This is a genomic window from Conexibacter arvalis (assembly GCF_014199525.1).
GTDB lineage: Bacteria > Actinomycetota > Thermoleophilia > Solirubrobacterales > Solirubrobacteraceae > Conexibacter > Conexibacter arvalis.
Genome location: NZ_JACHNU010000009.1, coordinates 1 through 26,994, shown reverse-complemented (window position 1 = coordinate 26,994; position 26,994 = coordinate 1). Strand labels below are relative to the sequence as shown.

Annotated in this window: 27 protein-coding genes; 25 read left to right on the top strand and 2 right to left on the bottom strand. The window is 73.3% G+C overall.

Features of this window, described 5'->3' with window-relative positions; translation table 11 throughout:
• Nucleotides 1–27: 27 nt before the first annotated feature.
• The 21 genes from BDZ31_RS22045 to BDZ31_RS21945 all read left to right on the top strand — a co-directional run bounded on the left by BDZ31_RS22045 (nt 28) and on the right by BDZ31_RS21945 (nt 19,205).
• A complete protein-coding gene (locus BDZ31_RS22045) occupies nt 28–822 on the top strand; it encodes a TlyA family RNA methyltransferase (RefSeq protein ID WP_343075671.1) in 795 nt (264 codons plus the stop codon).
• A complete protein-coding gene (locus BDZ31_RS22040; RefSeq protein ID WP_183345220.1) occupies nt 819–1,682 on the top strand; it encodes an NAD(+)/NADH kinase in 864 nt (287 codons plus the stop codon). Before BDZ31_RS22045 ends, BDZ31_RS22040 begins: the two co-directional genes overlap by 4 nt.
• A 57-nt stretch (nt 1,683–1,739) precedes the next feature.
• A complete protein-coding gene (recN, locus tag BDZ31_RS22035; RefSeq protein WP_183345218.1) occupies nt 1,740–3,410 on the top strand; it encodes a DNA repair protein RecN in 1,671 nt (556 codons plus the stop codon).
• Between the two features lie 95 nt (nt 3,411–3,505).
• Nucleotides 3,506–4,678 (top strand): putative cytokinetic ring protein SteA, encoded by a 1,173-nt coding sequence (steA, locus tag BDZ31_RS22030; RefSeq protein ID WP_343075670.1) that lies wholly within the window; start codon nt 3,506–3,508, stop codon nt 4,676–4,678.
• A 62-nt stretch (nt 4,679–4,740) separates the two neighbouring features.
• A complete protein-coding gene (locus BDZ31_RS22025; protein ID WP_183345216.1) occupies nt 4,741–5,598 on the top strand; it encodes a copper transporter in 858 nt (285 codons plus the stop codon).
• A 50-nt stretch (nt 5,599–5,648) separates the two neighbouring features.
• On the top strand, nt 5,649–6,479 hold the full coding sequence (locus tag BDZ31_RS22020; RefSeq protein WP_183345214.1) for a hypothetical protein: 831 nt from the start codon (nt 5,649–5,651) through the stop codon (nt 6,477–6,479).
• Complete coding sequence (gene pyrG, locus BDZ31_RS22015; RefSeq protein WP_246345789.1) at nt 6,472–8,193, top strand: CTP synthase; 1,722 nt, start codon at nt 6,472–6,474, stop codon at nt 8,191–8,193. Before BDZ31_RS22020 ends, pyrG begins: the two co-directional genes overlap by 8 nt.
• Nucleotides 8,190–9,344, top strand: a complete 1,155-nt coding sequence (locus BDZ31_RS22010; RefSeq protein WP_183345213.1) for a M20/M25/M40 family metallo-hydrolase — start codon at nt 8,190–8,192, stop codon at nt 9,342–9,344. Before pyrG ends, BDZ31_RS22010 begins: the two co-directional genes overlap by 4 nt.
• Nucleotides 9,338–10,369 carry a DUF3866 family protein gene (locus tag BDZ31_RS22005; RefSeq protein WP_183345210.1) on the top strand — a complete coding sequence of 344 codons (1,032 nt, stop codon included), beginning with the start codon at nt 9,338–9,340 and terminating at the stop codon, nt 10,367–10,369. Before BDZ31_RS22010 ends, BDZ31_RS22005 begins: the two co-directional genes overlap by 7 nt.
• Nucleotides 10,366–10,902, top strand: a complete 537-nt coding sequence (locus BDZ31_RS22000) for an NUDIX hydrolase (protein ID WP_183345208.1) — start codon at nt 10,366–10,368, stop codon at nt 10,900–10,902. Before BDZ31_RS22005 ends, BDZ31_RS22000 begins: the two co-directional genes overlap by 4 nt.
• A 90-nt stretch (nt 10,903–10,992) precedes the next feature.
• The gene (gene xerD / locus BDZ31_RS21995) at nt 10,993–11,955 is read left to right on the top strand and encodes a site-specific tyrosine recombinase XerD (RefSeq protein WP_183345206.1); all 963 of its coding nucleotides are present in this window, start codon (nt 10,993–10,995) and stop codon (nt 11,953–11,955) included.
• Nucleotides 11,952–13,121 carry a phosphopentomutase gene (locus BDZ31_RS21990; protein WP_183345204.1) on the top strand — a complete coding sequence of 390 codons (1,170 nt, stop codon included), beginning with the start codon at nt 11,952–11,954 and terminating at the stop codon, nt 13,119–13,121. Before xerD ends, BDZ31_RS21990 begins: the two co-directional genes overlap by 4 nt.
• 86 nt (nt 13,122–13,207) lie before the next feature.
• On the top strand, nt 13,208–13,366 hold the full coding sequence (locus BDZ31_RS21985; protein ID WP_183345202.1) for a hypothetical protein: 159 nt from the start codon (nt 13,208–13,210) through the stop codon (nt 13,364–13,366).
• A 9-nt stretch (nt 13,367–13,375) separates the two neighbouring features.
• Nucleotides 13,376–13,690, top strand: a complete 315-nt coding sequence (locus BDZ31_RS21980; protein WP_183345200.1) for a hypothetical protein — start codon at nt 13,376–13,378, stop codon at nt 13,688–13,690.
• A 50-nt stretch (nt 13,691–13,740) separates the two neighbouring features.
• Nucleotides 13,741–14,442, top strand: a complete 702-nt coding sequence (locus BDZ31_RS21975; protein ID WP_183345198.1) for a hypothetical protein — start codon at nt 13,741–13,743, stop codon at nt 14,440–14,442.
• 39 nt (nt 14,443–14,481) lie between these two features.
• Entirely contained in the window at nt 14,482–14,979 is a 498-nt protein-coding gene (locus BDZ31_RS21970; protein ID WP_183345196.1) for a hypothetical protein, read from the top strand.
• Between the two features lie 70 nt (nt 14,980–15,049).
• Nucleotides 15,050–15,904, top strand: a complete 855-nt coding sequence (mutM, locus tag BDZ31_RS21965; RefSeq protein WP_183345194.1) for a bifunctional DNA-formamidopyrimidine glycosylase/DNA-(apurinic or apyrimidinic site) lyase — start codon at nt 15,050–15,052, stop codon at nt 15,902–15,904.
• 111 nt (nt 15,905–16,015) lie between these two features.
• A complete protein-coding gene (locus BDZ31_RS21960; protein WP_183345193.1) occupies nt 16,016–16,582 on the top strand; it encodes a methylated-DNA--[protein]-cysteine S-methyltransferase in 567 nt (188 codons plus the stop codon).
• 83 nt (nt 16,583–16,665) lie between these two features.
• The gene (locus tag BDZ31_RS21955; RefSeq protein ID WP_183345191.1) at nt 16,666–17,553 is read left to right on the top strand and encodes an ABC transporter substrate-binding protein; all 888 of its coding nucleotides are present in this window, start codon (nt 16,666–16,668) and stop codon (nt 17,551–17,553) included.
• A gap of 45 nt (nt 17,554–17,598) precedes the next feature.
• Nucleotides 17,599–18,459: an amino acid ABC transporter permease gene (locus tag BDZ31_RS21950; protein ID WP_183345189.1), complete on the top strand. Its 861-nt coding sequence runs from the start codon at nt 17,599–17,601 to the stop codon at nt 18,457–18,459.
• The gene (locus tag BDZ31_RS21945) at nt 18,456–19,205 is read left to right on the top strand and encodes an amino acid ABC transporter ATP-binding protein (RefSeq protein WP_343075669.1); all 750 of its coding nucleotides are present in this window, start codon (nt 18,456–18,458) and stop codon (nt 19,203–19,205) included. Before BDZ31_RS21950 ends, BDZ31_RS21945 begins: the two co-directional genes overlap by 4 nt.
• Before the next feature lie 27 nt (nt 19,206–19,232).
• On the opposite strand, the gene grxC is transcribed toward BDZ31_RS21945, so the two are convergent.
• Nucleotides 19,233–19,487 carry a glutaredoxin 3 gene (grxC, locus tag BDZ31_RS21940; RefSeq protein WP_183345187.1) on the bottom strand — a complete coding sequence of 85 codons (255 nt, stop codon included), beginning with the start codon at nt 19,485–19,487 and terminating at the stop codon, nt 19,233–19,235.
• A 108-nt stretch (nt 19,488–19,595) separates the two neighbouring features.
• On the opposite strand from grxC, the gene recO reads away from it, so the two are divergent.
• Together recO and ppdK are read left to right on the top strand one after the other, a co-directional pair.
• Nucleotides 19,596–20,360: a DNA repair protein RecO gene (recO, locus tag BDZ31_RS21935; protein ID WP_183345185.1), complete on the top strand. Its 765-nt coding sequence runs from the start codon at nt 19,596–19,598 to the stop codon at nt 20,358–20,360.
• Entirely contained in the window at nt 20,357–23,065 is a 2,709-nt protein-coding gene (gene ppdK, locus BDZ31_RS21930) for a pyruvate, phosphate dikinase (RefSeq protein ID WP_183345184.1), read from the top strand. Before recO ends, ppdK begins: the two co-directional genes overlap by 4 nt.
• Before the next feature lie 67 nt (nt 23,066–23,132).
• Here ppdK and BDZ31_RS21925 read toward each other — a convergent pair whose 3' ends face one another.
• Nucleotides 23,133–23,873 carry a hypothetical protein gene (locus BDZ31_RS21925; RefSeq protein ID WP_183345182.1) on the bottom strand — a complete coding sequence of 247 codons (741 nt, stop codon included), beginning with the start codon at nt 23,871–23,873 and terminating at the stop codon, nt 23,133–23,135.
• On the opposite strand from BDZ31_RS21925, the gene BDZ31_RS21920 reads away from it, so the two are divergent.
• A complete protein-coding gene (locus BDZ31_RS21920) occupies nt 23,860–24,909 on the top strand; it encodes a deoxyguanosinetriphosphate triphosphohydrolase (RefSeq protein WP_183345179.1) in 1,050 nt (349 codons plus the stop codon). The genes BDZ31_RS21925 and BDZ31_RS21920 overlap by 14 nt on opposite strands.
• A complete protein-coding gene (dnaG, locus tag BDZ31_RS21915; RefSeq protein WP_183345177.1) occupies nt 24,906–26,846 on the top strand; it encodes a DNA primase in 1,941 nt (646 codons plus the stop codon). Before BDZ31_RS21920 ends, dnaG begins: the two co-directional genes overlap by 4 nt.
• Nucleotides 26,847–26,994: the final 148 nt, after the last annotated feature.

Sequence of the window (26,994 nt, the reverse complement as noted above, 5' to 3'; positions counted from 1 at the left end):
GTGCCGGTGCCGGTAGCGTGTCGCGCGGTGACGACGAAGATGCGACTCGACACGCTGCTCGCCGAGCGGGGCATCTTCACGTCCCGTTCGCGCGCCGCCGCCTCGGTGCTCGCCGGGGAGGTGCTGCTCGGCCGGGAGCGCCGGCGGGCGGAGAAGCCCGGCCAGCTCGTGCCGGCCGACGTCGAGGTCGACGTGACGGCGCAGCCGGCGTTCGTCTCGCGCGGCGGCACGAAGCTCGCCAACGCGCTCGACGCGACCGGGCTCGACGTCAGCGGACGGCGGGCGCTCGACGTCGGCGCCTCGACCGGCGGCTTCACCGACTGCCTGCTGCAGCGCGGCGCCGCGCACGTCGTCGCGCTCGACGTCGCCTACGGCGAGCTCGACTGGCGGATCCGCTCCGACGAGCGGGTGACGGTGCTGGAGCGCAGCAACGCCCGCCGGCTGGAGCGCGACGAGCTGCCGTACGCGCCCGACCTGCTCGTCGCCGACGTCTCCTTCATCTCGCTGACGAAGGTGCTGCCGGCGGTGCTGGCGACCATGGCCGAGCGCTTCGACGGCCTCGCGATGGTCAAGCCGCAGTTCGAGGTCGGCCGCGAGAAGGTCGGCAAGGGCGGCGTCGTGCGCGACGCCGCCGACCGGCGCGCCGCGCTCGTCGCGGTCGGCGCGACGGCGCGCGAGCACGGCGCCGCGGTGCTCGGCTACGTCTCGTCGGGCCTGCCGGGACCGAAGGGCAACAAGGAGACGTTCGTGCGGCTCGCCGAGGGCGGCCGCGCGGGCGCGGTGGACGATCTGGAAGCGGCGGCCCGGGAGGTCGAGGGATGAGCGAGCGCAGGGTCGCGACGGTCTTCACGCACCGTCGCCCGATCGAGACGAGCGCCGCGCTCGGCGAGCTGGTCGCCGCCGCGCGCGCCGCCGGCTTCACGCTGCGCTTCTCGCCGGAGGAGACCGTCAAGCACGACCTGCGCGCCGAGCCGGGGATCGAGGTCGACGCGACGCCCTCACCCGACGTCGACCTCTGCGTCGTGCTCGGCGGCGACGGGACGATCCTCCACGCGCTGCGGATCTACGCGCGCACCGGCGTGCCGGTCTTCGGCGTCAACTTCGGCGAGGTCGGCTTCCTCGCGACGGTCGACCCCGACGACGTCGCCGGCGGCCTGCGCCACGCCTTCCGCGGCGAGTTCGAGACGCTGACGCTGCCGGGGATCGAGGCGCAGAGCGGCGGCGGCGTGTGGCTGGCGATGAACGACGTCTCCTTCCACCGCCAGCAGGGCCTGCGCGTCGCCGACCTGTCGGTCGAGGTCGGCGAGGAGGAGGTCGCCCGCGTCCGCTGCGACGGCCTCGTCGTCGCCACCCCGGCCGGCTCGACCGGCTACAACCTCGCCAACGGCGGCCCGGTGATGGCGTGGGGCGTCGAGGGGCTGGCCGTCTCCTACATCGCCCCGCACTCGCTGACGGCGCGCACGCTCGTCGTCGCCCCGGCCGACCCGATCACGATCCGCAACCGCTCCAGAGAGGAGCCGGTCGACGTCTCGATCGACGGCCGCCCGGTCTGCGAGCTGCAGCCCGGCGGCGCGCTGTCGGCCCGCTTCAGAGACGAGATCGGCACCCTCGCCCAGTCCCACGGCGCCAGCTTCTACCACCGCCTGCGCGAGAAGTTCGGACGGCTGGCGAGCGGGGCCTAGCGGGCGCGAACGTCTGTTCGCATCGTTCCGTCCGGCGCCCGTGATGGACTGCCGCGCATGCTTCACGAGCTGCGTGTCGAGAACCTGCTGCTGATCGAGCGGGCCGAGCTGCGCCTCGGCCCGGGGCTCAACGTCCTGACGGGCGAGACCGGCGCCGGCAAGACGATGCTGGCGCACGCGCTCGACCTGCTGCTCGGCGGCAAGGCCCGCAACGGGATCGTGCGCCCGGGGGCGGCCGAGGCGTACGTCGAGGGCGTCTTCGACTTCCCGCAGCGGCTGCGGGAGGCGCTCGGCGACCGCCTGCCCGCGGACGCGGAGGAGCTGGTGCTCGCCCGCCGCGTCTGGCCCGACGGCCGCACGCGCGCCTACCTCAACGGCCGCTCGGCGACGGTCGGCGACCTGCGCGAGCTGGGCGGGGAGCTGCTGGCGTTCTACGGCCAGCACGAGCACCGCCGGCTGACGCTCGCCTCCGCGCAGCTGGAGATCCTCGACGGCTTCTGCGGGCCCGAGCAGCGCGAGCGGCGCGCGCGGGCCGCCGCGGCGCACGCCGAGCTGCGGGCGCTCGTGAGACGGGCCGAGGAGCTGGGGGCGATCGGCGGCGCGCGCGAGCGCGAGCTCGACCTGCTCGAGTACGAGCTGCGCGAGATCGAGGAGGTCGACCCGAGCGAGGCCGAGCAGCACGAGCTGGCCGCCGAGCGGGAGCGGCTGCGCCATCTCGAGGGGCTGCGCGGCGCCGCGCTCGCCGGCGCGGAGGCGATCGCGCCGGAGAGCGGGGAGGAGGGCGCCTCGACGCGTCTCGCCGCCGCGCTCTCCGCGCTCGACGGGATGGAGGGCGTCGACGGCGAGCTCGACCCGCTGATCGCCCGCTACCGGGCGCTCGTGCTCGAGGCCGACGACCTCGCGACCGAGCTGCGCGGCTACGAGCAGGCGATCGAGGGCGAGCCGGGCCGGCTCGACGTCGTCGAGGAGCGGCTGACCGCCTTCGCCCGTCTGGAGCGCAAGCACGGCGGCACGATCGCGGCGGTGCTGGCGCATGCCGAGGAGTGCCGCGCGCGGCGCGACGAGCTGACCGGCGCCGAGGCGGCGCTGGAGGAGACCCGCGCGGAGCTGGAGGCCGCGCGGGAGCGGCTGCTGGCGGTCGCGCGCGAGCTGCGCATGGCGCGCGAGGCGGCGGCGCCCGGGCTCGCCGAGGCGGTCCGCGAGCGGCTCGCCGAGCTGGCGATGGCCGGCGCGAGCTTCGAGGTCTCGCTCGGCGAGCGCGACGAGCCGAACGCGACCGGCGGCGACACCGTCGAGCTGCTGATCGCCGCCAACCCGGGCGTGCCGGCCGGCCCGCTGCGCGACGTCGCCTCCGGCGGCGAGACCTCGCGCGTGATGCTGGCGCTGCTCGGCGTCGCCAACGCCGACGTCGAGGAGGGCGCCGGCCTGCTCGTCTTCGACGAGATCGACGCCGGCATCGGCGGCCACACCGCCCGCGCCGTCGGCTCGCAGCTGCGGGCGCTCGCCGCCGGTCGGCAGGTGCTCTGCATCACCCACCTGCCGCAGGTCGCCGCGCATGCCGAGTGCCACTTCCGCATCGAGAAGGACGGCTCCGGCGAGACGGCGACGACGACCGTCACCGACCTCGGCAGAACGGGCGTGCTCGGCGAGCTGGTGCGGATGATGGGCGCCGACGAGAGCGACAGAGCAGCCCGCAAGCACGCGCGCGAGCTCCTCAAAGCGGCCTGAGGCGTCGGCTCGCCGCCGCTCGCGGCGTCCTTGGGGACCTCGCACCGCTTTCCGGCCGACTCGACGTCGGGGCCGGCCCGTAGAATGTTGCGTTCGTGGCCGTCTTCAGCCCCACCGCGTCCAGGTCGGACGCGGCACCGCCCGAGGTCTCCGGCATCGCCCGGATCGGTCGGCGGACCAAGCACCTCGTCAAGAGACTGCGCCCCGGCGACATCGCGATCATCGACCACAAGGATCTCGACCGCGTCTCGGGCGAGGACCTCGTCGCCTGCGGGATCGCCGGCGTCGTCAACTGCTCGCCCTCCTCCAGCGGCCGCTACCCGAACATGGGGCCGCTGCTCGTCGTCCAGGCCGGCATCGCGCTCGTCGACGCCCCCGGCTCGGACCTGATGGAGACGCTCAAGGACGGCGACCCGATCGTGCTCAGAGGCGGCCAGGTGTGGCGCCGCGAGCAGCTGATGGCGGAGGGCGAGCGCCACGAGCCCGAGCAGGTCCAGGCCGCGACCGCGAAGCGCCGGCGCGAGATCGGAGACGCGCTGGAGGCGTTCGCCGCCAACACCGTCCAGTACATGATCGAGGAGCGCGACCTGCTCTCCGGCAAGCTGGAGCTGCCGCGCTTCGAGACCGAGTTCCGCGACCGGCCGGTGCTGATCGTCGTCCGCGGCGTCGACCACAAGCGCGATCTGAAGGCGCTGCGCGCCTACATCCGCGACGTCAAGCCGGTGCTCGTCGGCGTCGACGGCGGCGCCGACGCGATCATCGACGAGGGCTTCAAGCCCGACATGATCGTCGGCGACATGGACTCGGCGACCGAGCCGACGCTGCGCAGCGGCGCCGAGCTGGTCGTCCACGCCTACCCCGACGGCCGCGCGCCGGGCCGCAACTACCTCGAGTCGCTCGGGCTGGACTACAAGCTCGTCCCCGCGCCCGGCACCAGCCAGGACATCGCGATGCTGATCGCCGCCGAGAAGGGCGCCGAGCTGATCGTCTCGGTCGGATCGCACTTCAACCTCGTCGAGTTCCTCGACAAGAACCGCAAGGGGATGGCGTCGACCTTCCTCACGCGCCTGCGCGTCGGCGAGATCCTCGTCGACGCCAAGGGCGTGAGCCGGCTCTACAGACCGCAGCCGGGCGTCGCGCCGGTGCTGCTGCTGGCCGCGACCGGCCTCGTCGCGCTGATCGTCGTCATCCTCCTCACCCCGGCGCTGCACGACGTCGCCGACCTCCTGTGGCTGAAGCTGCAGGTGCTGCTCGGCATCGACGCCTGACCGCCGCGCCCCGCCGCACGCCCCGACACGTCCCCGACCAGAAGAACCGCCGAAACCCCCGCATGCTCAGCTTCCGCTACCACGCCCTCTCGCTCGTCGCCGTCTTCCTCGCGCTCGTGATCGGGCTGCTGCTCGGCGTCGCGGTCGGCGACCAGGGGCTCGTCTCCAGCGCCGAGAGAGACATCCGCGCCTCCCTGCGCGAGGACGTCCGCCAGGCGCAGAGCGAGCGCGACGAGGCGCGCGAGGAGCTGGAGGAGCGGCGCGACTTCGAGCAGGACGCCTACCCGGCGATGGTCGCGGGCCGCCTCGACGGGATGAGAATCGCGCTGGTCGAGCTCGGCGGAACCTCCGACAAGATGTGGAACCTGACGCGCGACGCGCTCCAGGGCTCCGGCGGCCGTCTCGCGTCGGTCTCCGCGATCCGGCTGCCGCTCGACGTCGAGGCGCTCGCGAAGGCGTCGAAGGGGACCCGCTACGAGCGGCTGGCCGAGGACCCGTCGCTGCTGTCGCCGTTCGCGACCCGCCTCGGGATCCAGTTCGCGCAGGGCGGCGAGCTGCTGAGAAGGGTGAAGGGGACGCTGCTCGACCAGGGCAGCGGCACGCTGGAGGGCGCCGACGCCGTCGTGATCGTCCGCGACGATCACGAGATCGACGATCCGGAGGAGGCGGAGGCGGTCGAGGAGTTCGAGCGCGGGCTGATGCGCGGCCTGCAGGTCGACGGCATCCCGGTCGTCGGCGTCGAGACGACCGACGCGGAGCCGTCCCAGATCCCGTGGTTCAAGGATCACGACCTCTCCAGCGTCGACGACCTCGACGACCCGCTCGGCCGCGCCGCGCTGGTCTTCGTGCTCGCCGGCGAGCGCGGCCACTTCGGCGTCAAGCCGAGCGCCGACGGCGGCAGACTGCCGCCGGTGCTGTAGCAGCCTCGCGGCGCCGCCGCCGTCCGCCTCGCCCGCTACCTTCCTTCCACGTGGAATCCCTTCCGACCCTCGTCGCGCTCGCGGCGGCGATCCTCATGACGCCGGCGATCCTGCGACACCTCGCAGCGGAAGGGCTGACCCGCGAGAACTACCGCGGCGCCAGGCTGCCGTTCCCCGGCGGGGTCGCGATCGTCGCGGCCGCCGTCGTCGCGCTCGCGCCGCTGGCGGCGCTGCAGCAGCTCGCCGACGCCGACCTGTTCGCGCCCGAGCTCGGCCTCGTCGCGACCTACGCGCTCGGCGTCGCGCTGCTCGGCCTCGTCGACGACCTGCTCGCCGGCAGACCGCGCGGCTGGCGCGGCCACGGCGCGGCGGTGCTCGGCGGCGGCTTCAGCACCGGCGCGCTGAAGGCGCTCGGTTCGCTCGGCCTCGCGCTGTTCGTGCTCGCCGGACAGGGGTACGACGACGGCCAGTACCTGCTCGCCGTCGCGCTGCTCGTGCTCACCACCAACCTCTTCAACCTGCTCGACCTGCGTCCCGGCCGCTCGGCGAAGGCGTTCCTGCTGCTGGCGGCGGCGCTGACGCTCGGCGCGTGGGAGACCGGCCCGCTGTGGGCGCTCGGCCTGTTCGCGGCGCCGGTGCTCGTCGCCGGCCTCTACGACCTGCGCGAGCGCGCCATGTTGGGCGACACCGGCGCGAACCTGATCGGCGGCCTCGCCGGCCTGTGGTTGATTCTGACCCTTGGGACGACCGGCCAGGCGATCGCGCTCGCGGTCGTCCTCGCCCTCACCGTCTACGGGGAGTTCCGCTCGCTTTCGGCGTTGATCGAGCGGACCCCCATCCTGCGTCATCTAGACTCGATCGGAAGGACCCCGCATGCCTGACGCCCCGTCCAGCGGCACGACCCGCTTCATCTTCGTCACCGGGGGCGTCGTCTCCTCGCTCGGCAAGGGGATCGCGGCGGCATCGATCGGGCGCCTGCTGGTCGCGCGCGGGTTCACGGTCCAGCTGCAGAAGCTCGACCCGTACATCAACGTCGACCCCGGCACGATGTCGCCGTACCAGCACGGCGAGGTGTTCGTGACCGAGGACGGCGCCGAGACCGACCTCGACCTCGGCCACTACGAGCGCTTCACCGACGTCAACGCCCGCCGCGGCAGCAACGTGACGGCGGGCGGCATCTACAACTCGGTGATCCGCAGGGAGCGCCGCGGCGACTACCTTGGCGGCACCGTCCAGGTGATCCCGCACATCACCGACGAGATCAAGCAGCGGATCAAGCTGATGGCCGACGCCGCCGACGTCGACTTCGTCATCACCGAGATCGGCGGCACCGTCGGCGACATCGAGTCGCTGCCGTTCCTGGAGGCGATCCGCCAGTTCCAGTCCGACGTCGGCCGCCGCAACTGCATGTACATCCACCTCACCCTCGTGCCCTACATCGGCCACGCGGGCGAGCTGAAGACGAAGCCGACGCAGCACTCGGTCAACGAGCTGCGCCGCATCGGCATCGGCGCCGACATGCTGCTGTGCCGCTCGGAGTCGCTGCTGACGAAGGACATCCGCAAGAAGATCGCGCTGTTCGCCGGCCTGCCGGTCGAGGCGGTCGGCTCCGCGGTCGACGTCGACCACATCTACCGCGTCCCGCTCGTCTACCGCGAGCAGGGGATCGACGACTTCGTGCTCGACCACTTCCGCATCGCCGACGCGCCCGCGCCCGACCTGACCGGCTGGGAGGAGCTGACCGCGCGCGCGGTCGGCGCCAGACAGCGGGTCAGAATCGCGCTGGTCGGCAAGTACATCAAGCTCGAGGACGCCTACCTGTCGGTCGTCGAGTCGCTCAAGCACGCCGGCATCGAGCACGGGACCCAGATCGAGGTCGACTGGATCGACTCCGAACAGCTCGAGACCGAGGACGCGCTCGCGCGGCTCGGCGAGGCCGACGGCGTGCTCGTCCCCGGCGGCTTCGGCGGCCGCGGGATCGAGGGCAAGATCGCCGCGGCGAGGGTCGCGCGCGAGCAGAGCCTGCCGTACCTCGGCATCTGCCTCGGCATGCAGGTCGCCGTCGCCGAGTTCGCGCGCCACGTCGCCGGCATGCCCGGCGCCAACTCGACCGAGTTCGACCCCGAGACGCCCTACCCGGTGATCGACCTGCTGCCGGAGCAGAAGGAGATCTCCGACCTCGGCGGCACGATGCGGCTCGGCGCCGACCCGGTCAAGCTGCACGACGGCACGCGCGTCCGCGAGCTGTACGGCGAGCCGGTCATCTACGAGCGCCACCGCCATCGCTACGAGGTCAACAACCACCTCCGCCGCAGGCTCGAGTCGGCCGGCCTGATCTGCTCGGGCACCTCGCCCGACGACCAGCTCGTCGAGGCGGTCGAGCTGCCCGAGTCCGAGCACCCGTTCTTCGTCGCCTCGCAGTACCACCCGGAGTTCAAGTCGCGCCCGCAGCGCGCCGCGCCGCTCTTCAGAGGGTTCGTGCGCGCCGCGCTCGACCGCGCCGTCGCGCGCGGCACGGCCGGCGGCGAGGCCGCGCAGCCGGCCGCGCCCGCCGAGGTCGCCGTCCAGGGCGGCGCGAGCAGCGCGACGGCGTGAGACGCGCCGACGAGGGGGAGCGGCGGCAGCTGAACGAGCTGTTCGCCGAGCTGTGCGCGATCGAGAGCCCGTTCGGGCGCGAGCGCGCCTGCGCCGACCGCGTCGCCGCGGAGCTGCGCTCGCTCGGCCTGGAGGTCGAGGAGGACGGCGCCGGCTCCCTCGTCGGCTCCGACGCCGGCAACCTCTTCGCGCGGATCCCGTCGCGCGACGAGCGCGCCGGAGCGCCCGCGGTCCCCGGCATCCTGCTCTGCGCCCACCTCGACACCGTGCCGCTGACCGGGCCGGTCGAGCCGGTGCTCGTCGACGACGGCTGGGAGAACCGCCACGAGGCGATCCTTGGCGCCGACAACAAGGCGGCGCTCGCGGTGATGCTCGCCGTCGCCCGCCGCGCCGTCGCCGAGCCGCCGCCGGTCGCGATCGAGCTGCTGTTCACCGTCTGCGAGGAGAACGCGCTCGCCGGCGCGAAGGCGTTCGACGTCGCGCGGCTGCGCAGCGCCTTCGGCTTCGTCTTCGACCACGCGACGCCGATCGGCGAGGTGATCGTCGCCTCGCCGACCTACCACCGCGTCGTCGCCGACTTCCGCGGGCTCGCCGCCCACGCCGGCATCGAGCCGGAGCTCGGGCGCAGCGCGATCGCCGCCGCGGCGCGCGCGATCGCCGCGATGCCGCTCGGCCGCATCGACGAGGAGACGACCGCCAACGTCGGCGTGATCTCCGGCGGATCGGGCGTCAACGTCGTCCCCGACCGCTGCCGGATCGAGGCCGAGGCGCGCTCGATCGACGACGCGAAGGTCGAGACGACGGTCGCCGAGATCGTCGATCACCTCCACGACGGCGCCAACGCCGCCGAATGCGACGTCGACGTCACCGTCGAGGCGCTGTTCCGCGGCTACCGCGTCAGACCGTCGTCGCCGCAGCTGGCGGCGGCCGAGGCGGCGCTGCAGGCGTGCGGCTACGTGCCGCGCCGGATCGCCTCCGGCGGCGGCTCGGACGCCAACGCCTTCATCGCCGCCGGCTTCCCGTGCCTCAACCTCGCCAACGGCACCGAGCGCGCCCACCAGGTCGACGAACGCGTCTCCGTCGCCGCGCTGGAGGGGATGCTCGACGTCGCGCTGGCGCTGGTCGACGAGAGCGCCGTGGTCCTGTGCTGAAGCTGCGGCGCGGAACGGTCGTGATCGCCGACGACCCGGCCGACGGGCCGTGGCAGCAGCTGACGGTCGACCTCGCCGGCGAGCGGCGGCCGGCGGTCGCCGACGTCGCGCTGGTCGGCGCCTGCGCCTTCGGCGACGAGGTCGTCGTGAACGTCGAGGCGCGCGATCTCGCGCTCGGCTCGGGCGGCTTCGACGTCGTCCACGTCAACCTCACGAGCGGGCTCGACGGCGAGGGCCTGCCCGGCGCGCACGTGATGAAGCTCAACTACACGAGCCTCCAGCACGCCGTCCTGCCGGTCGAGGGCGAGACGCTGAAGCTCCCGCTCGGCCGCCCGGTCGCCGCCTTCCCGCTCCACGGCCACCTGGCGCCGGTCGCGTGGGCGATCGCGCAGCTGCGGCCGGGCACCCGCGTCGGCTACGTGCAGACGGCCGGCGGCGCGCTGCCCGGCGCGATGTCGGCGACGGTGCGGGAGCTGAGAGCGCGCGGGCTGCTGGTCGAGCACGTCACCGCCGGGCCCTCATTCGGCGGTGCCGACGGCGAGGCGATCACGACCGCCGGCGCGCTCCACGACGGCCTCGCCGAGCGCGGCTGGGAGATCGCGCTCGCCGGCCCGGGCCCGGGGATCCTTGGCTCCGGCTCGGCGCTCGGCCACGGCGGGATCGTCGCGCTCGACACTGCCCACGCGGCGCTGGCGCTCGGCTGCCCGACGGTGCTCGTCGCGCGGATGTCCTCCGGCGACCCGCGCCCGCGCCACCAGGGCCTCTCGCATCACACGCGCACGGTGCTCGAGCTGCTGCTGGGACCGGTGACGCTGCCGGTCCCGCTCGGCGCCGCCGACCCGGCGTTCGCCGACGCGCGCCGGCGCGGCCACGTCGTCCACGAGGCGCGCGCCGATCTCGCCGGCTACCGCGCCAGCGGCCTGCCGGCGCGGACGATGGGGCGGGAGCTGGAGGAGGACGAGCCGTTCTTCGCGGCCGCGCTCGCGGCCGGCACGACATTGGCAGGGATGGTGGAGACCGCATGAGCAGCGAGTTCGTCAAGGTCAAGAGCGAGACGATCTGGAGAGGCCACGTCGTCGAGGTGCGCGTCGAGCACTTCCGCCACGCCGACGGCAGCGTCGTCGACCGCGACAACATGCACCACCCGGGCGCGGTCGGGATCGTCGCCCACGACGACGAGCACGTCTGGCTCGTGCGCCAGCCGCGCGAGATCTGCGGCGTCCCCGACCTGCTCGAGGTCCCGGCCGGCAAGCTCGACGTCGACGGCGAGCCGCCCGAGGAGACCGCGAGGCGCGAGCTGGCCGAGGAGATCGGCAAGGCCGCGACGACCTGGGAGCCGCTGAAGAGCTTCTTCACCAGCTGCGGCTTCAGCGACGAGAAGCTCCACCTCTACCTCGCGACCGGCCTCAGCGACGTCCCGCGCCCCGAGGTCGAGGAGGACGAGCGGATCGACGTCGTCCCGTGGCCGCTGGCGAGAATCGACGAGGCGATCGCCCAGTGCGAGGACGCGAAGTCGCTCGTCGGCCTGCTGCTGCTGAAGCAGCGCCTCGCGCGGTAGCGCGCTCCGCCACGCGGCCGGCACCGGCGCCTGCAAGCCGCCGCCCGGCGAGCAGGACCGCGCGAGACGGGGGAGAAGCTAGGCGCGACCATGCAGACGACGCCGACGATCGCCCCCCTGCGCACCGGATCGTTCGAGGACCTGGTGCTCGACTTCATCGCCTACCTGGAGCTGGAGCGCGGGCTCAGCCGCAACACGCTGGAGGCGTATCGCTCCGACCTGCTGCAGTACGGCGCCTTCCTCGCCCGCCACGGCAGAGACGCGCTGCGCGTCGAGCACGGCGACCTCGCGGCGTTCGTCGCCGACCTGACCGCCGGCGGGCCCGACCGCGCGCCCGCCGCGGCGACGACCGTGCAGCGCAAGGTCGCCTGCCTGCGCTCCTTCTACCGCCACCTGCGCCGCGAGGAGATCCTCCACGTCGACCCGACCGCGGAGCTGAAGGGGCCGCCGCGCGGCAAGAGGCTGCCGAAGGTCCTCACGCGCGACGAGGTCCAGCACCTGCTCGCCCAGCCGCGCGGGACGACCCCGGCGGCGCTGCGCGACCGCGCGCTGCTGGAGCTGATGTACGCCTGCGGGCTGCGCGCCTCCGAGGCGGTCGACATGACGCTCGACGAGCTCGACGTCGAGGACGGCGTCCTGCGCGCCAACGGCAAGGGCAGCAAGGAGCGGCTCGTCCCGATCGGCTCCAAGGCGCTCGAGGCGCTGCGCCACTACCTCCAGCGCGGCCGGCCGCTGCTCGTCGGCGACCGCGACGAGCGCAGGGTCTTCGTCAACCAGCGCGGCCACGGGCTGACGCGCCAGGGCCTCTACAAGATCGTCCAGCGCCACGCGAGAGCGGCCGGGCTCGGCGACAAGATGAGCCCCCACACGCTCCGCCACACCTTCGCGACCCATCTGCTCGCCGGTGGCTGCGACCTGCGATCGTTGCAGGAGATGCTCGGACACGCCGACATCGCGACGACGCAGATCTACACGCACCTCTCGGCCGAGCGTCTGCGCGACGTCTACTTCGACGCGCACCCGCGGGCGCAGCTCGGTCGCGACGACCTGTGAGCGAGCCACGGAGCGCGCGGCGCGCCGTCGTCGTCGTGCTCGACGCGGTCGGCGCCGGAGCGCTGCCCGACGCCGCCGACTACGGCGACGCCGGCACCAACACGCTGGCCCATCTCGCCGAGCTGGCGGGCGGGCTCGACCTGCCCAACCTGCAGCGGCTCGGGCTCGGCTCGATCCTGCCGCTCGACGGCGTGCCGCCGGCGGCGAGCCCGGTCCTCCACGGCCGGCTCCACGCGCTCGGCCCCGGCAAGGACTCGACGACCGGCCACTGGGAGCTGATGGGCGTCGTCGCGAGAGCGCCGCGGCCGACCTACCCCGACGGCTTCCCGCCCGAGATCGTCGCGACGATCGAGCGCGCCAGCGGCCGTCGCGTCGTCTGCAACGCCCCCAGCGACGGCCTCACCGCGATCGACGACCACGGCGAGGCGGCACTGCGCGACGGCGCGCTGATCGTCTACACCTCCCAGGACTCCGTGCTGCAGATCGCCGCGCACGTCGACGCGACGCCGGTCGAGGAGCTCCACCGGCTGTGCGCCCAGGTCCGCCGCGTGATGGTCGGCGAGCACGCCGTCGCGCGCGTGATCGCCCGTCCCTTCGGCGGCCCGCCCGGCGCCTTCGAGCGCACGCGCGAGCGCAGAGACTTCGCGCTGCCGCCGACCAGCCGCAGCCACCTCGACGAGCTGCGCGAGGCCGGCGTCCCGACCCGCGCGGTCGGCAAGGTCGGCCAGCTGTTCGGCCCCGGAAGCTTCGACGAGCTGCATCCCGGCGCGACCAACGCCGAGGCGATCGCCGCGACGACCGAGCTGCTGGAGACGGTCGGCGACGGCTTCCTGTTCGTCAACCTGATCGAGACCGACCAGGTCTACGGGCACCGCAAGGACGTCGCGGGCTTCCACGGCGCGCTGCGCGAGATCGACGCCGCCGTCGCGCGCTGGGAGGCGCTGCTGGGCCCCGGCGACCTGCTCGTGCTGACCGCCGACCACGGCGTCGACCCGGCCCATCCCGGCACCGACCACACGCGCGAGCACGCGCCGCTGCTGGCGCGCTTCGACGGCCACGGCGGCCGCCGCCACGACGGCCCGCTCGCCGACGTCGGCGCCAGCGTCCTGCGCTGGCTCGCCGCCCGCGACGCGCCGGCGCTGCCCGGCCGGCCGTTCGTGGCCTGATCCGTCTGGTGGAGCATCACGTAACCGGTAAGCAGTAGGCTGCCGCTCGCCTCGCACCTCGAGGCACGTCGACCGGGGAGGTTGAGATGGCCGTCTACCAGGACCGCCAGTGCCGCAAGTGCGGCAAGCGCGTGCGCATGGAGCGCTGCGAGATCTGCAAGGGCAACGGGGGCAGCATGACGACGCAGTGCAACACCTGCGGACGTCACGGATGGCTCTGCCCTCGCCACGGCAAGAACTACTGAGGCCTGGGAATGGAGTTCGGTCTCGTCGTCTCCTTGACGTACGTCGCGGGCTGGTTGGTCGCGTGGCCGGTGTGCGCGTCGCGCGCGGGGCTCGGGTGGAACCATGCCTTCGGGAGCGACTTCGAGGCGTACGTCACCAATCTGCCGTGGCTCGGCGCCACGCTCGCGAAGATGTTCGCCTGGCCGGTCGTCCTCGCCGTCTGGCTCGCGCTCGGGCAGCCCGCTTCGCGCTGGGCCGTCTTCCGCTCCCGAGGAGGTGACTCGTACCGGATCCGCCGGATCTCAGCTGAGGAGGCGAGCCGCCTCGCTCAGGAGCGGACGTGAGCCTCCTCCGGCGGCTGACCGGTCGCTCGCGCACGCTCGTCCCCGCGGCGGTGCTCGACGGTCTCGCGGACACGATCACCGCCAGCCTGATCACCTACGACGGGCGGGAGCTGTTCCGGCCGCGCGATTCGACCTTCTCGATCTACGCGGATCGAGTCGCGCCGACCTACGAAGCGATGCGGATCGACCGGCAGCGCGCCATCGGAGAGATCGTCGACGCCGCCTTCGCTCAGGGTGGATGGGCGCTCTATGCCGGCCACAAGCTGATCGAGGAGACCTGCGGCCTCGATTGCCGCGAGCCCCGCTATCTCGAGCTGCTCGACGCCGCGCTCGGCTTCCTCCACGACCGCGAATGCTCCGGCATGTGTCTCAACGCACCCGAACGGGAGCGCTGGATCGAGACCAACGGCTCGATGGCGTCGTTCTGGGATCTCGACGGATCGGCGATCCCGCCGCCGGGCTCCGAGCCGCCGGTGGCAGAGCTCGAGATCGGCGAGTCGCGTCTGATCGCGCGGCTCGAGGAACGCGAGGACAGCAACCTCGTCTTCGCGGAGCGCTCGACAGACGGCGGCCTCGCGGCCGTCATCGACTCGGTCTGGAGCGACGACGATCCGAGACGCAGTCGCACGGTCTGGAAGACGGCTGGCGACCTGCCCAGCGTTCTGCGAGCCGTCGCCGATGGCTTGCCGGGCGTTCCGTACTGGGCAAGCGACGAGCTGCGCCCGTATCTGCCGGTCCGGCGCTCGCGCTGACGGCAACGGCGCTCGACCGCAGCCGCGATACTCCAGACCGTGCTCTGGCCCTGGCTGCGCCACCACGTCATCGCCGGCCACGCCGGCAACGTCGTCTACGGCTCGATCGTCGTGCTGGCGCTGGTGCTCGTGCTCGACCACGAGCGCGCCTCCGCCGGGACGGCGATCGTCTCGATCGTCGGCGCGGTCTTCGTCGTCGCGGTCGCGGAGGCGTACGCCGAGTTCCTGCAGGAGATGATCCAGCTCCACCGGCCGCTGCGGGGGAGAGACCGCCGCGAGATCCTCGCCGGGATCGCCGTCCACGGGCTCGCGGCGCTCGCGCCGATCGTCTTCTTCGTGCTCGCCGCGCTCGACTGGATGGAGCTGGAGACGGCGTTCACGGCCGCGAAGTGGTTCGGCGTCGGGGTGCTCGGCCTCTACGCCTTCGCCGCCTACCGCAGCGCCGGGGTCGGCGTCGGGCGCAGCCTGGTCGCCGGCGTCGCCCTGACCTGCGTCGGCCTGCTGCTCGTCGCGCTCAAGTCGCTCGTCGGGCACTGAACGCGGGGCCGGGCCGCCGCGCCGGCCGCGCGCCGGCAGACGCGGTCGACCAGCTACCCTCGTCGCCCGTATGCCCGAGCTGCCCGAGGTCGAGACGGTCCGCCGCCAGCTGGAGCCGCGCCTCGTCGGGCGCACGCTCGTCGCCTACGCCGTGCGCGACGAGCGCTGGACGGCGCCGCGCGCGCCCAACGAGGTCGTCGCCCCGCTGCTCGGACGCGAGATCGTCGCCTTCCGCCGTCGCGGCAAGTACCTGATCTGGGAGGCGGAGGAGGAGCTGTACCTGCTCATCCACCTGCGCATGACCGGGAACCTGCTCTACGACGCGCCGGAGGGGACCCCGTACACGCGCGCCCACTTCGGCTTCGACGACGGCCACGACCTGCGCTTCGTCGACCCGCGCCGCTTCGGCACCGGCTGGCTGCTCGCCGGCGAGCCCGAGCTCGACGCCTACCTCGACGCCCGCCTCGGCGTCGAGCCGTTCTCCGACGCCTTCACCGCCGAGCACCTCAGAGCGCTGGCGAGAGGGTCGCGGGCGCCGATCAAGGCGTTCCTGCTCGACCAGAGACGGATCGCCGGCGTCGGCAACATCTACGCCGACGAGGCGCTCTTCCGCGCGAAGGTCCACCCGCTGCGCCCGGCCGGCAGAGTGACGACCGAGCAGTGGCGCCTGCTGCGCGACGCGATCCTCGACTCGCTGCGCGCCGGGATCGACGCGAGAGGCGCCTCGATCGACGACTTCCGCGACCTCGACGGCGCGCGTGGATCCTTCCAGGACCGCTTCCTGATCCACCGCCGCGCCGACGAGGGCTGCCTCGAGTGCGGCGGCCCGATCCGCAAGATCCTCGCCGCCGGCCGCGGCACCTACGTCTGCGAGCGCTGCCAGCCCCGCCCGCGCGGAGCCAGAATCGTCCCCATGACCCGCTAGGCCGACCGCCGCTCACCCCGGAACTCCGGTCGTCTGCACCCCGCTGAGGGGTGCAAACGACCGGAGTTCCAGGCGTCCGCGTCGTCCCGGGGCGGTGGTACGGTCGCGACGATGGCCGGATTCCTGCTCTTCGACACCGCGATCGGCCGCTGCGGGATCGCCTGGAGCGAGCGCGGGCTGACGGCGGTCGCGCTGCCCGGGCCGAGCGACGCGCAGCTGCGCACCCACCTGCTGCGGCGCACACCCGGCGCGGTCGAACACGGCGCCGCGCCCGGACGACCAGCCGGCACGCCGCTCCCGCCGTTCGCCGCCCGCGCCCGCGCCGGCATCGTCGCGCTGCTCGCCGGCGCCGACGACGACCTCGCCGACATCCCGCTCGACGACGACGGGCTCGCGCCGTTCCACGCCCGCGTCTACGCGGCGGCGCGGCAGATCCGTCCGGGCGAGACGACGACCTACGGCGCGCTCGCCGACCGGCTCGGCGCCGACCGCGGCGCCGCCCGCGCGGTCGGGCAGGCGCTCGGCGCCAACCCGTGGCCGATCGTCGTCCCCTGCCACCGGATCACGGCCGCCGGCGGGAGAACCGGCGGCTTCTCCGCTCCGGGCGGCGTCGCCACCAAGCTGCGCATCCTCGACGTCGAGCGCGCGCATGCCGGCGGCGATCCGACGCTGTTCTGAGTTACGATCCTGTAATCCCGCAAAGCCCGACCGGCTATCGGGATAACCTCTCCGACCCCTCACGAGGAAGCGAAGCTCCTTTCATGCGTCCCACACGCCGTCACGCCGTCGCGCTGCTCGCGGCGGCCGCGCTGCCGCTGACGATCGCCGCCTGCGGGTCCGACGACGAGTCGGACACGACCGCCTCGACCACGGCCGGAGGCGCCGCGACCACGGCCGCGCAGGCCTGCGAGAAGGGCAACCTCACACTCGTCAACGACGGCCAGCTGACGGTCGCGACCGACAGACCGGCCTACCCGCCGTACTTCGAGGACGACGACCCGACCAACGGCAGAGGCTTCGAGAGCGCCGTCGCCTACGCGATCGCCAAGCAGCTCGGCTTCTCCGAGGACGAGGTCAGATGGGTCGTCGAGCCGTTCAACTCCTCCTACGCGCCCGGCCCGAAGCGGTTCGACTTCGACGTCAACCAGATCTCGATCACGCCGCAGCGCGAGAGAGCGGTCGACTTCTCCTCGCCGTACTACACGGCGCCGCAGGCGGTCGTCGCGCTGAGAGAGGGCGACGCCGCCAGAGTCGCCAGCCTCGAAGACCTGAAGGACGTCCAGATCGGCGTCCAGATCGGCACGACCAGCCTCGACGCGGTCACCGAGAACATCGAGCCGTCGAAGCAGCCGAAGGTCTTCAACGACTCCAACGACGTCGTCCGCGCGCTCAAGCAGGGCCAGGTCGACGCCGTCGTCGTCGACCTGCCGTCGGCCTTCTACCTGACCGCCGCGCAGGTGCCGGAGGCGACGATCGTCGGCCAGTTCGAGGCGCCGGGCGGCGACTCGTGGGGCGCGCTGCTGCAGAGAGGCTCGTCGCTGACCGAGTGCGTCTCCAACGCGGTCGACGAGCTGAGAGACAACGGCACGCTCGCGAGACTCGAGCAGCAGTGGATGGGCGAGGCCGCCGGCGCGCCCGAGCTGCGCTAGCCCGACCGACCGCCGCACCGCCCGACCGCCAGCACGACGACGGCGTTGTCCGCCATCGACCAGAGCCCCAGCGATCGCCGTGCCGTCCGCGCCGCCGCCAGACGGCGGCGCGAGCGGCGCGGCTTCCTCATCGCCGCCGGCTCCTCGGTCGTCGTGATCGGCGGCCTCGCGCTGCTGATCCTGACCAGCCCCGGCTGGCCGGACGTGCGCGAGACGTTCTTCTCGTGGGAGGCGTTCCGGACCAGCTTCCCGGACGTCCTCAGAGGCTTCTGGCTCGACGTCAAGCTGTTCCTGATCGTCGAGGCGATCGTGCTGGTGCTCGGCCTCGCGATCGCGCTCGGCCGCACGACGCGCTCGCCGGCGCTGTTCCCGGTGCGGCTGCTGCTGTCGGTCTACACCGACGTGATGCGCGGCGTGCCGACGATCCTGCTCGTCTACCTGATCGGCTTCGGCATCCCGGCGCTGGCGCTCGACGGGCTCCCGAGCGACCCGGTCGTGCTCGGCGGCGCGGCGCTCGCGCTCGCCTACTCGGCCTACGTCGCGGAGGTCTACCGCGCCGGTCTGGAGTCGGTCCACCCGAGCCAGCGGGCGGCGGCGCTCGCCGTCGGCCTCAACCGCGTCCAGTCGCTGCGGTTCGTGATCCTGCCCCAGGCCGTCAGACGGGTCGTCCCGCCGTTGCTGAACGACTTCATCTCGCTGCAGAAGGATGTCGCGCTGATCTCGGTGCTCGGCCCGCTGGAGGCGTTCCGCGTCGCCCAGATCGAGGCCTCGTCGAACTTCAACTACACGCCGCTGATCGCCGCGGCGATGCTCTACATCTGCGTCACCGTCCCGCTCGCGCGGTTCGTCGACCGGATGCAGGCGCGCAGACGCAAGGCGCAGTCGGCCGAGGCGGTGACGGCGTGAGCAGACCGGTGATCGAGGTCCGCGGCGTCACGAAGGCCTACGGCGAGCTGCCGGTCCTGCGCGGGATCGACCTTGAGGTGCGCGAGCACGAGGCGGTCGCGCTGATCGGCGCGTCGGGCTCGGGCAAGTCGACGCTGCTGCGGTGCATCGATCTGCTCGACGAGATCGACGACGGCGACGTGCTCGTCGACGGCGAGGTGATCACCGACCCCGCGGTCCAGCCGCACGGCGTCCGCAAGCGGCTCGGGATGGTCTTCCAGGCGTTCAACCTCTTCCCGCACCTGACCGTGCTCGACAACGTCACGCTCGCGCCGCGGCGCGCCCACGGCGTGCCGAAGGCGGAGGCGGAGACGCGGGCGCGCGAGCTGCTCGCGCGCTTCGGCCTCGCCGGCCGCGAGGAGGCCTATCCCGACCGGCTGTCGGGCGGCCAGCAGCAGCGCGTCGCGATCGTGCGCGCGCTGGCGCCGAGCCCGCGGGCGCTGCTGCTCGACGAGGTCACCAGCGCGCTCGACCCCGAGCTGGTCGGGGAGGTCCTGGAGGCGGTCCGGGAGCTGAAGGCGGAGGGGATCACGATGCTGATCACCACCCACGAGATGGGGTTCGCGCGCGAGGTCGCCGACGAGGTCTGCTTCCTGCACGAGGGGCTGATCGTCGAGCGCGGCGATCCTGAGCGGATCTTCACCGAGCCCGAGCACCCCGAGACCCGCCGCTTCCTGCGGCGTCTGCTGGAGGCGAAGCGGATCTAGGAGAGGGGCGCGGGCGGGAGGCCGCGGCTACGCCGCGAGCAGCTCGACGAGCTTGCCGCTGCGGTCGGCGGCGGCGAGCTGGTCGAAGCCGCCGATCGGCTGCTCGCCGATGACGATCTGGGGGAAGGTCATCATCCCGGTCAGCTCGACGAGCTTCGCGCGTCCGTCGGGGTCGCGTGCGAGATTGACCTCCTCGAACGCCAGCTCCCGCTTCTCCAGCAGCTGCTTCGCGCGGACGCAGTAGGGGCAGAAATCTGTCGTGTAGAGCGTGATCTTGGCCATTACTTCATTGAATATAGCGACCTCGGTCGAAATGTCCGACGATCTCCGAGACGATCGCGTCTCGGGTGCCGCGCGGCCGCCGGCGCGCGGGGCAGGGAGGGCCGGCCGATGAGCCGCCGCTCGCTGCGCACCGAGGCGATCGTGCTGCGCTCGATCCGCTACGGCGAGGCCGACCGGATCCTCCACCTGTACACGCCCGAGCACGGGCGCGTCGGCGCGATCGCGAAGGGCGCCCGCAGAACGCGCAGCCGCTTCGGCGCGCGGCTGGAGCCGTTCTTCCACCTCAGCGTCAACCTCCACCTCAGCCGCGGCGACCTCCACACCGTCACGAGCGCCGACACGCTGGCCGCGCACGGCAGGCTGCGCGAGCGGGCCGACACGCTCGACGCCGCCGCCCGCGCCTGCGATGCCGTCGCGCGCCTGTTCGAGACCGACGACCCGAGCCCCGCGGTCTTCCACCTGCTCGCCAACGAGCTGCGCCTGCTCGACGGCGACCCCGTCCACGCGCGCCCGGCGGCCCAGCTCGCCTTCCGCCTCAAGCTGCTCGTCGCCGGCGGCTTCACGCCGCAGCTGGCGTCGTGCGCCTCCTGCGGCGAGAGCGACCACCTGAGCGGCTTCTCCGGCGCCGCCGGCGGCGTCGTCTGCACCGCCTGCGAGGCGTCGGCCTTCCCGCTGAGCGAGGAGGCGCACGGCTTCCTCGTCGCCGCGCTCGGCCGCCCGCTGGCCGAGGCGCCGGACGCCGGCGATCGCGCGCTGCGCCAGGCCGAGCGCGCGATCGCCGAGACCGCCGAGCACCACGCGCACGTCCATCTGCGCCCGCTGGCGCGCGTCCGGCGCCATCAAAGTGGTCCGACCATTAGAGTGCCCGGATGACCGAGACCCAGACCGCCACTGAAACCCGGCGCGACACCTACGTCTACGACTTCTCGGAGGGGTCGCGCGAGATGCGCGACCTGCTCGGGGGCAAGGGCGCCAACGTCGCGGAGATGACGCGCCTGCTCGGCGCCGAGCGGGTGCCCGCCGGCTTCACGATCACGACCGAGGCGTGCGTCGAGTACATGCGCGCCGACCGCAGCGAGCCGGACGGGCTCGCCGGCCAGGTCGCCGCGGCGCTGGAGCGGCTCGAGGCGCTCGTCGGCAAGCGGCTCGGCGACGGCGAGGACCCGCTGCTGGTCTCGGTCCGCTCCGGCGCGCGCGAGTCGATGCCGGGGATGATGGACACCGTCCTCAACCTCGGCCTCAACGACGTCTCGGTCGAGGGGCTCGCGGCGAAGACCGGCAACCCGCGCTTCGCGTGGGACTCCTACCGCCGCTTCGTGCAGATGTTCGGCAACGTCGTCCGCGGCGTCCCGGGCGAGCGGCTGGAGGCGACGATCAGGGAGCTGAAGGGCGAGCGCGGCGTGAAGCTCGACACCGAGCTCGACGTCGACGCGCTGCGCGAGCTGACCGGGCGCTTCAAGGCGCTGTTCGAGGAGCAGACCGGCGAGCGCTTCCCGCAGGACCCGGGCGAGCAGCTGCGCCAGGCGATCCGCGCCGTCTTCGACTCGTGGATGGGCGAGCGCGCGATCCACTACCGCCGCATCAACCGCATCCCCGACGACTGGGGGACGGCGGTCAACGTCCAGCAGATGGTCTTCGGCAACAAGGGCGACACGTCCGGCTCGGGCGTCGCCTTCAGCCGCGACGAGGTGACCGGCGCGCCCGAGCCCTCCGGCGACTTCCTCCAGAACGCCCAGGGCGAGGACGTCGTCTCGGGCGTCCGCAACACGCGCGAGATCGCCGAGCTGGCCGAGATCATGCCCGACGCCCATGCCGAGCTGATGGAGATCCTCAGAACGCTCGAGTCGCACTACGGCGACATGCAGGACGTCGAGTTCACGATCGAGGAGGGGCATCTCTACATGCTCCAGACGCGCAACGCGAAGCGGCCGGCGCAGGCCGCCGTGCGCTTCGCCGTCGACGCGGTCGAGGAGGGGCTGCTCAGCAAGGAGCAGGCGCTGCTGACGGTCGACGTCGCCAAGCTCGACGCGCTCCTGCATCCGACCTTCGACCCGAACGCCGAGGTCCGTGCGATAGCGCGCGGCGTCGCCGCCTCGCCGGGCGCGGCGAAGGGCGCGGTCGTCTTCACCGCCGACGACGCCGTCGCCGCCGCGGAGGAGGGGAGAGCGGTGATCCTCGTGCGGCCGTTCACCGAGGCCGACGACGTCGCCGGCTTCCACGCCGCCAGAGGGATCTTGACGAGCGAGGGCGGCAAGGCCTCGCACGCGGCGCTGGTCGCGCGCGGGATGGGGCGGCCGTGCGTCTGCGGCGCCTCCTCGCTGGAGATCGACGTCGACGGCGGCGAGATACGGGCGCCGGGCGGCGTCGTGGTCCGCGCCGGCGAGCAGATCGCGATCAACGGCTCGACCGGCCTGATCACCACCGACGACGTCCCGCTCGTCGCCGCCGAGTGGAGCCCGCAGTTCGAGCAGGTGCTGGAGTGGAGCGACGAGCTGCGCACGCTCGGCGTGCGCGCCAACGCCGACACGCCCCAGGACGCCCAGCGGGCGCGCAGATTCGGCGCCGAGGGGATCGGCCTCTGCCGCACCGAGCACATGTTCATGGCCGCCGACCGCCAGCCGAAGATGCAGGCGATGATCATGGCCGAGGACGAGGAGCGGCGCCGGGCCGCGCTGGCCGAGCTGCTGCCGCTGCAGCAGGCCGACTTCGAGGGCCTCTTCGACGCGATGGCCGGCGCGCCGGTCTGCATCCGCCTGCTCGACCCGCCACTGCACGAGTTCCTGCCGCAGCGCCACGAGATCGAGCACGAGCTGGAGCGCCTGCGCGACGAGGGCGCGGCGCTCGGCGGCGCGGGCGGCGGCAAGGTCGCCGAGCTGGAGCGGACGCTCGTGCGCGTGAAGGCGCTGGAGGAGGTCAACCCGATGCTCGGCACGCGCGGCTGCCGGCTGGGGATCCTCTACCCGGAGATCTACGAGATGCAGGCGGTTGCGATCTTCGCGGCCGCCGCGGCGGTGCGCGAGCGGACCGGCAGAGCGCCGCTGCTGGAGGTGATGATCCCGCTGGTCGACTACGAGATCGAGCTGGAGACGCTGCGCCGGCTGGTCTGCGACGCGGCGCACGAGCGCGGCCTCGAGGTCGGCGAGGACTTCCTCGTCGGCACGATGATCGAGCTGCCGCGCGCCTGCTTCCTCGCCGACAGCATCGCCGAGCACGCCGACTTCTTCTCCTTCGGCACCAACGACCTGACCCAGACCGCGCTCGGCTTCTCGCGCGACGACGTCGAGTCGAAGTTCATGGGCGTCTACCTGGAGCGCAAGATCATCGACCGCTCCCCGTTCGAGACGCTCGACACCCCCGGCGTCGGCCAGATGGTCCGGATGGCCGCCTGGCTGGGCCGCAAGACGAAGCACGCGCTGAAGCTCGGCGTCTGCGGCGAGCACGGCGGCGACCCCGACTCGATCGACTTCTTCCACCACTCGGGCATCGACTACGTCTCCTGCTCCCCGTTCCGCGTCCCGATCGCCCGCGTCGCCGCGGCGCGCGCGGCGGCGGCCGAGCGGGTGGCGGCGCGAGCGTAAGGCCGCCAGACGACACGCGAGCGGCGGCGAATGCCCCATCCGCCGCCGCTCCGCTCACATCGGACCCTCAGCGGCCCGCGAAGCGCTCGCGCAGCGCCGCCTTCGCCGCACGCGGGCTCGCCAGGCCGGCCGCAGCCGCCGCCGGCACGGTCGCGGTACCGGTCGCGCAGATGACCGTCACGTCGAACGTCTCCGCCGTCGAAGCCGGGTTGTAGACGACGCCAACCCAGCCGGTCCCGTCCGCGCTCGGCTCGTCGACGCCCGGATACATCGCCCAGTGGTTGACACTGCCGCCGACCGCGACCATTCCGGCGGGGCACCTGGCCTCGCCCCGGGCGGCGTCATCCGGCGGCGCCGTGACCGTCACTGCTCTCACGACCGTCGCGATCGACTGCGCCCCGGGCGGTCCGGCAGGTCCGGCCGGCCCCGCCGGCCCGGCCGGTCCGGGCGCGCCGGCGGGCCCGGCCTGCCCCGCAGGGCCCCGCTTGCCGGCCTTGCCTCTGAGCCCCTTCTTCGCCGACTTGCTGAGGTCGGCGAGGCCGATCGACCCGTCCTTGATGTCCTTGCCGGTGATCAGCTTCGCGGCGGTCGCGGAGCCGGCGAGCGCGACGGCGAGCACGAGTCCCGCGATGACCCCGATGCGCACGAATCGCTTCATCGATGTTCCCTCCTGGTTTGGGTGGCGGGCACTGTAAGGGAAAGTGGCGTATCGGCGCGCAACTGCAAACAGGCGTGTACCGCGCAGCCGAACGCGTCGGCTCGACGCCTCGCGCAGTGCCAGAATCAGTGGTGCGATGTCGTCGCTCACGCGCACTCACCCGACCGGCCCCGTCGCGGACGCGTTCGAGGCGCGCGTCCGCGAGATCGAGGAGGCGACGCTGGCGCCGCAGGCGACCCGCTCGTACCCGGCGCTGCGCGAGCGGCAGGAGGAGACGTGCGGGCTGAGGACGCCGTTCCAGCGCGACCGCGACCGGATCGTCCACAGCAAGGCGTTCCGGCGGCTGAAGCACAAGACGCAGGTGTTCGTGGCGCCGGAGGGCGACCACTACCGCACCCGGCTCACGCACACGCTGGAGGTGACCCAGGTCTCGCGGACCGTCGCCCGCGCGCTCGGGCTCAACGAGGACCTGACCGAGGCGATCGGGCTCGGCCACGACCTCGGCCACCCGCCGTTCGGCCACATCGGCGAGGACGTGATCGACCGCTGCGTCAAGCAGCGCTTCGGGAGGCGCTTCCGCCACCACGAGCACTCGCTGCGGATCGTCGAGCGGCTGGAGCGCGACGGCGCCGGCCTCAACCTCACCGAGCAGGTCCGCGACGGGATCGCCGGCCACTCCGGACGCGCGCCGATGCCCGCGACCCCCGAGGGGAGGATCGTCCGCCTGCTCGACCGGGTCGCCTACATCAACCACGACATCGACGACGCCGTCCGCGCCGGCGTGCTCGCCGAGGCCGACCTCCCGCGCGAGCCGATCGCCGTGCTCGGCGCGACCGGGCCGAAGCGGATCGACGCGCTCGTCCACGACGTCGTCGAGCAGTCGGCCCGCGCCGGCGACATCGCGCAGGGCGAGGAGGCCGGGGCGGCGATGGCGGCGCTGCGCAGCTTCATGTTCGAGCGCGTCTACCTCGGACCGGCCGCGCGCGCCGAACACGGGAAGATAGAGCTCGTGCTGCGCTCCCTCTTCGACCACTACACGGCCCATCCCGAGCAGCTGCCGTCGCTGCTGCCCGAGCACGACGACGACCTCGCCGCGCGCGTCACCGACTACCTCGCGGGGATGACCGACCGCTACTGCATCCGCCAGTTCCAGTCGCTCGCGGTCCCGAACGCCTTCGACCCGTGAGCCGCTACACCGCCGACTCCAAGGACCGCGTCCGCGACGCCGTCGACATGATCGCGCTCGTCTCGACGCGCACCGAGCTGCGCCGGGCCGGGCACAACTCGTACTTCGGCCGCTGCCCGTTCCACGACGAGCGCACCGGCTCCTTCCACGTCCGCCCGGAGGAGAAGCACTACCACTGCTTCGGCTGCCAGGAGTCGGGAGACCCGTTCGACTTCGTGATGCAGACCGAGGGGCTCGACTTCAGAGGCGCGCTGGAGTCGCTCGCGCAGCGGTTCGGCGTCGCGCTCGAGCTGGAGGACGAGGATCCGCAGGCGCGAGCGCGCCGGGAGCGCCGCGAGCGGCTCCACTCGCTGCTCGACCGCGCCGCCGCCTACTACGCCCGCTACCTGTGGGAGTCGAACGAGGCGGCGCGGGCGCGCGACTACCTCGCCGCGCGCGGGCTGAACGAGAGCACGCTGAGAACGTTCCGCGTCGGCTACGCGCCGAGCGCGTGGGACAAGATGCTGCTCGGCTCGCGCCAGGCCGGCTTCAGCGAGGACGAGCTGCTGGCGACCGGGCTGGCGCAGCGCTCGAGGCAGCGCCGCGGATCGCTCTACGACCGCTTCCGCGAGCGGATCATGTTCCCGCTCGCCGACTCGCGCGGCCGCGTCGTCGGCTTCGGCGCCCGCGCGATGCGCGACAACCAGCCGCCGAAGTACCTCAACACGAGCGAGGGCGAGGTCTTCCACAAGGGCAGCCAGCTGTTCGGCATCGACATCGCGCGGCGCCCCGCCTCGCGCGCCGGGTCGATCGTCCTGGCGGAGGGCTACACCGACGTCCTCGCGCTCCACCAGGCCGGCATCGAGAACGCCGTCGGCGTGATGGGCACCTCGCTGACCGACGAGCAGGCGCGCGAGCTGGAGCGGACCGCCAGAACGCTCGTGCTCGCGCTCGACGCCGACGGCGCCGGCCAGGAGGCGATGGTGCGCGCGTCGCGGATCGCGGCCGGGCGCAGACTGGAGCTGCGCGTCGTCTCGCTGCCGCAGGGGATGGACCCGGCCGACCTGATCCAGCGCGACGGGGCGGAGGCGGTCCGAGAGCGGGTCGGCAGGTCGGTCCCGTTCGTCTCCTTCCACGTCGACAAGGTGCTCGCCAGCGCCGACCTCGGTGACGCCGAGGGCAAGGACCGCGCGCTCGCCGAGCTGCGCCCGGTGATCGCGCCGGTGCCGCCGAGCGTGCTGCGCGAGGAGCTGATCGCCCGCATCGCCGCGCGCCTCGGCCTCTCCGACCAGCTCGCCGCGACCCTGCTGGAGCAGCAGGCCGCGCCGGCCGCCGCGGCCCCCGCGCGTACGGCCTCGGCGCCAGCCGCGGGCGACGGCGGCTGGGACGACCGCTGGTCCGGCGAGTCCGGCCGGCACGAGCCGTCGTGGGAGGGCCCGGGCGCCGACGACGAGAGCGCCTACTGGGCCTCGCTCGCCGATGCCGACCCGGGACCCGAGCGCGGCGCGCCGGCGCCGACGGCGACCTCGGTCGCGAGCGCGCCGGCCGCCAGCGCGCGGGCCGAGCGGGACTTTCTCGCGCTCTGCGTCGCGCTGCCGCGCGAGGGGGCGCAGGCGCTCGCATGGATCGACCCCGAGCAGCACCTCACCAGCGCGATAGCCCGCCGCTGCGCCGAGCACCTGCGCGCCCCCGGGCGGCTGGAGGCGCCGATGGACGACGTCCCCGACGGCGACGTCGAGCAGTTCGTCTTCGAGCTGGTGAAGGAGGCGAACGACAGCGGCGCGACCTCGCCGAGCCTCGAACACGCGCGGCTCGTGCTCGAGCTGGGACGGCTCGCCCGCGCCGTCGCCGTCGCGCGCGCCGAGGGGACCGGCGGGATCACCGAGCTGAAGCGGGCCGAGGGCGACGTGCGCAGGCAGCTCGCCGCGCTCAGCGAGCAGATCCAGGCCAGCGGCTGAGCGCCGCCGTCGCCCGCCCCGGCGGCCTCCCGGAACGACGAAAGGCCCGCAAGCGAGGCTGTCGCGCAAAGTGCGCGGCGGCCTCGGGCGGGGCTTTCTATTTGTGAGGTTCTCGTGGTCGGCGGCGGGGCCAGCGGGCCAGGACAAG

Coding starts and splice junctions, on each gene's coding strand:
- BDZ31_RS22040 (WP_183345220.1), top strand. CDS start 819: ATGAGCGAGCGCAGGGTCGCGACGGTCTTCACGCACCGTCGCCCGATC.
- recN (WP_183345218.1), top strand. CDS start 1,740: ATGCTTCACGAGCTGCGTGTCGAGAACCTGCTGCTGATCGAGCGGGCC.
- BDZ31_RS22025 (WP_183345216.1), top strand. CDS start 4,741: ATGCTCAGCTTCCGCTACCACGCCCTCTCGCTCGTCGCCGTCTTCCTC.
- pyrG (WP_246345789.1), top strand. CDS start 6,472: ATGCCTGACGCCCCGTCCAGCGGCACGACCCGCTTCATCTTCGTCACC.
- BDZ31_RS22000 (WP_183345208.1), top strand. CDS start 10,366: ATGAGCAGCGAGTTCGTCAAGGTCAAGAGCGAGACGATCTGGAGAGGC.
- xerD (WP_183345206.1), top strand. CDS start 10,993: ATGCAGACGACGCCGACGATCGCCCCCCTGCGCACCGGATCGTTCGAG.
- BDZ31_RS21985 (WP_183345202.1), top strand. CDS start 13,208: ATGGCCGTCTACCAGGACCGCCAGTGCCGCAAGTGCGGCAAGCGCGTG.
- BDZ31_RS21980 (WP_183345200.1), top strand. CDS start 13,376: ATGGAGTTCGGTCTCGTCGTCTCCTTGACGTACGTCGCGGGCTGGTTG.
- mutM (WP_183345194.1), top strand. CDS start 15,050: ATGCCCGAGCTGCCCGAGGTCGAGACGGTCCGCCGCCAGCTGGAGCCG.
- BDZ31_RS21960 (WP_183345193.1), top strand. CDS start 16,016: ATGGCCGGATTCCTGCTCTTCGACACCGCGATCGGCCGCTGCGGGATC.
- BDZ31_RS21955 (WP_183345191.1), top strand. CDS start 16,666: ATGCGTCCCACACGCCGTCACGCCGTCGCGCTGCTCGCGGCGGCCGCG.
- grxC (WP_183345187.1), bottom strand. CDS start 19,487: ATGGCCAAGATCACGCTCTACACGACAGATTTCTGCCCCTACTGCGTC.
- recO (WP_183345185.1), top strand. CDS start 19,596: ATGAGCCGCCGCTCGCTGCGCACCGAGGCGATCGTGCTGCGCTCGATC.
- ppdK (WP_183345184.1), top strand. CDS start 20,357: ATGACCGAGACCCAGACCGCCACTGAAACCCGGCGCGACACCTACGTC.
- BDZ31_RS21920 (WP_183345179.1), top strand. CDS start 23,860: ATGTCGTCGCTCACGCGCACTCACCCGACCGGCCCCGTCGCGGACGCG.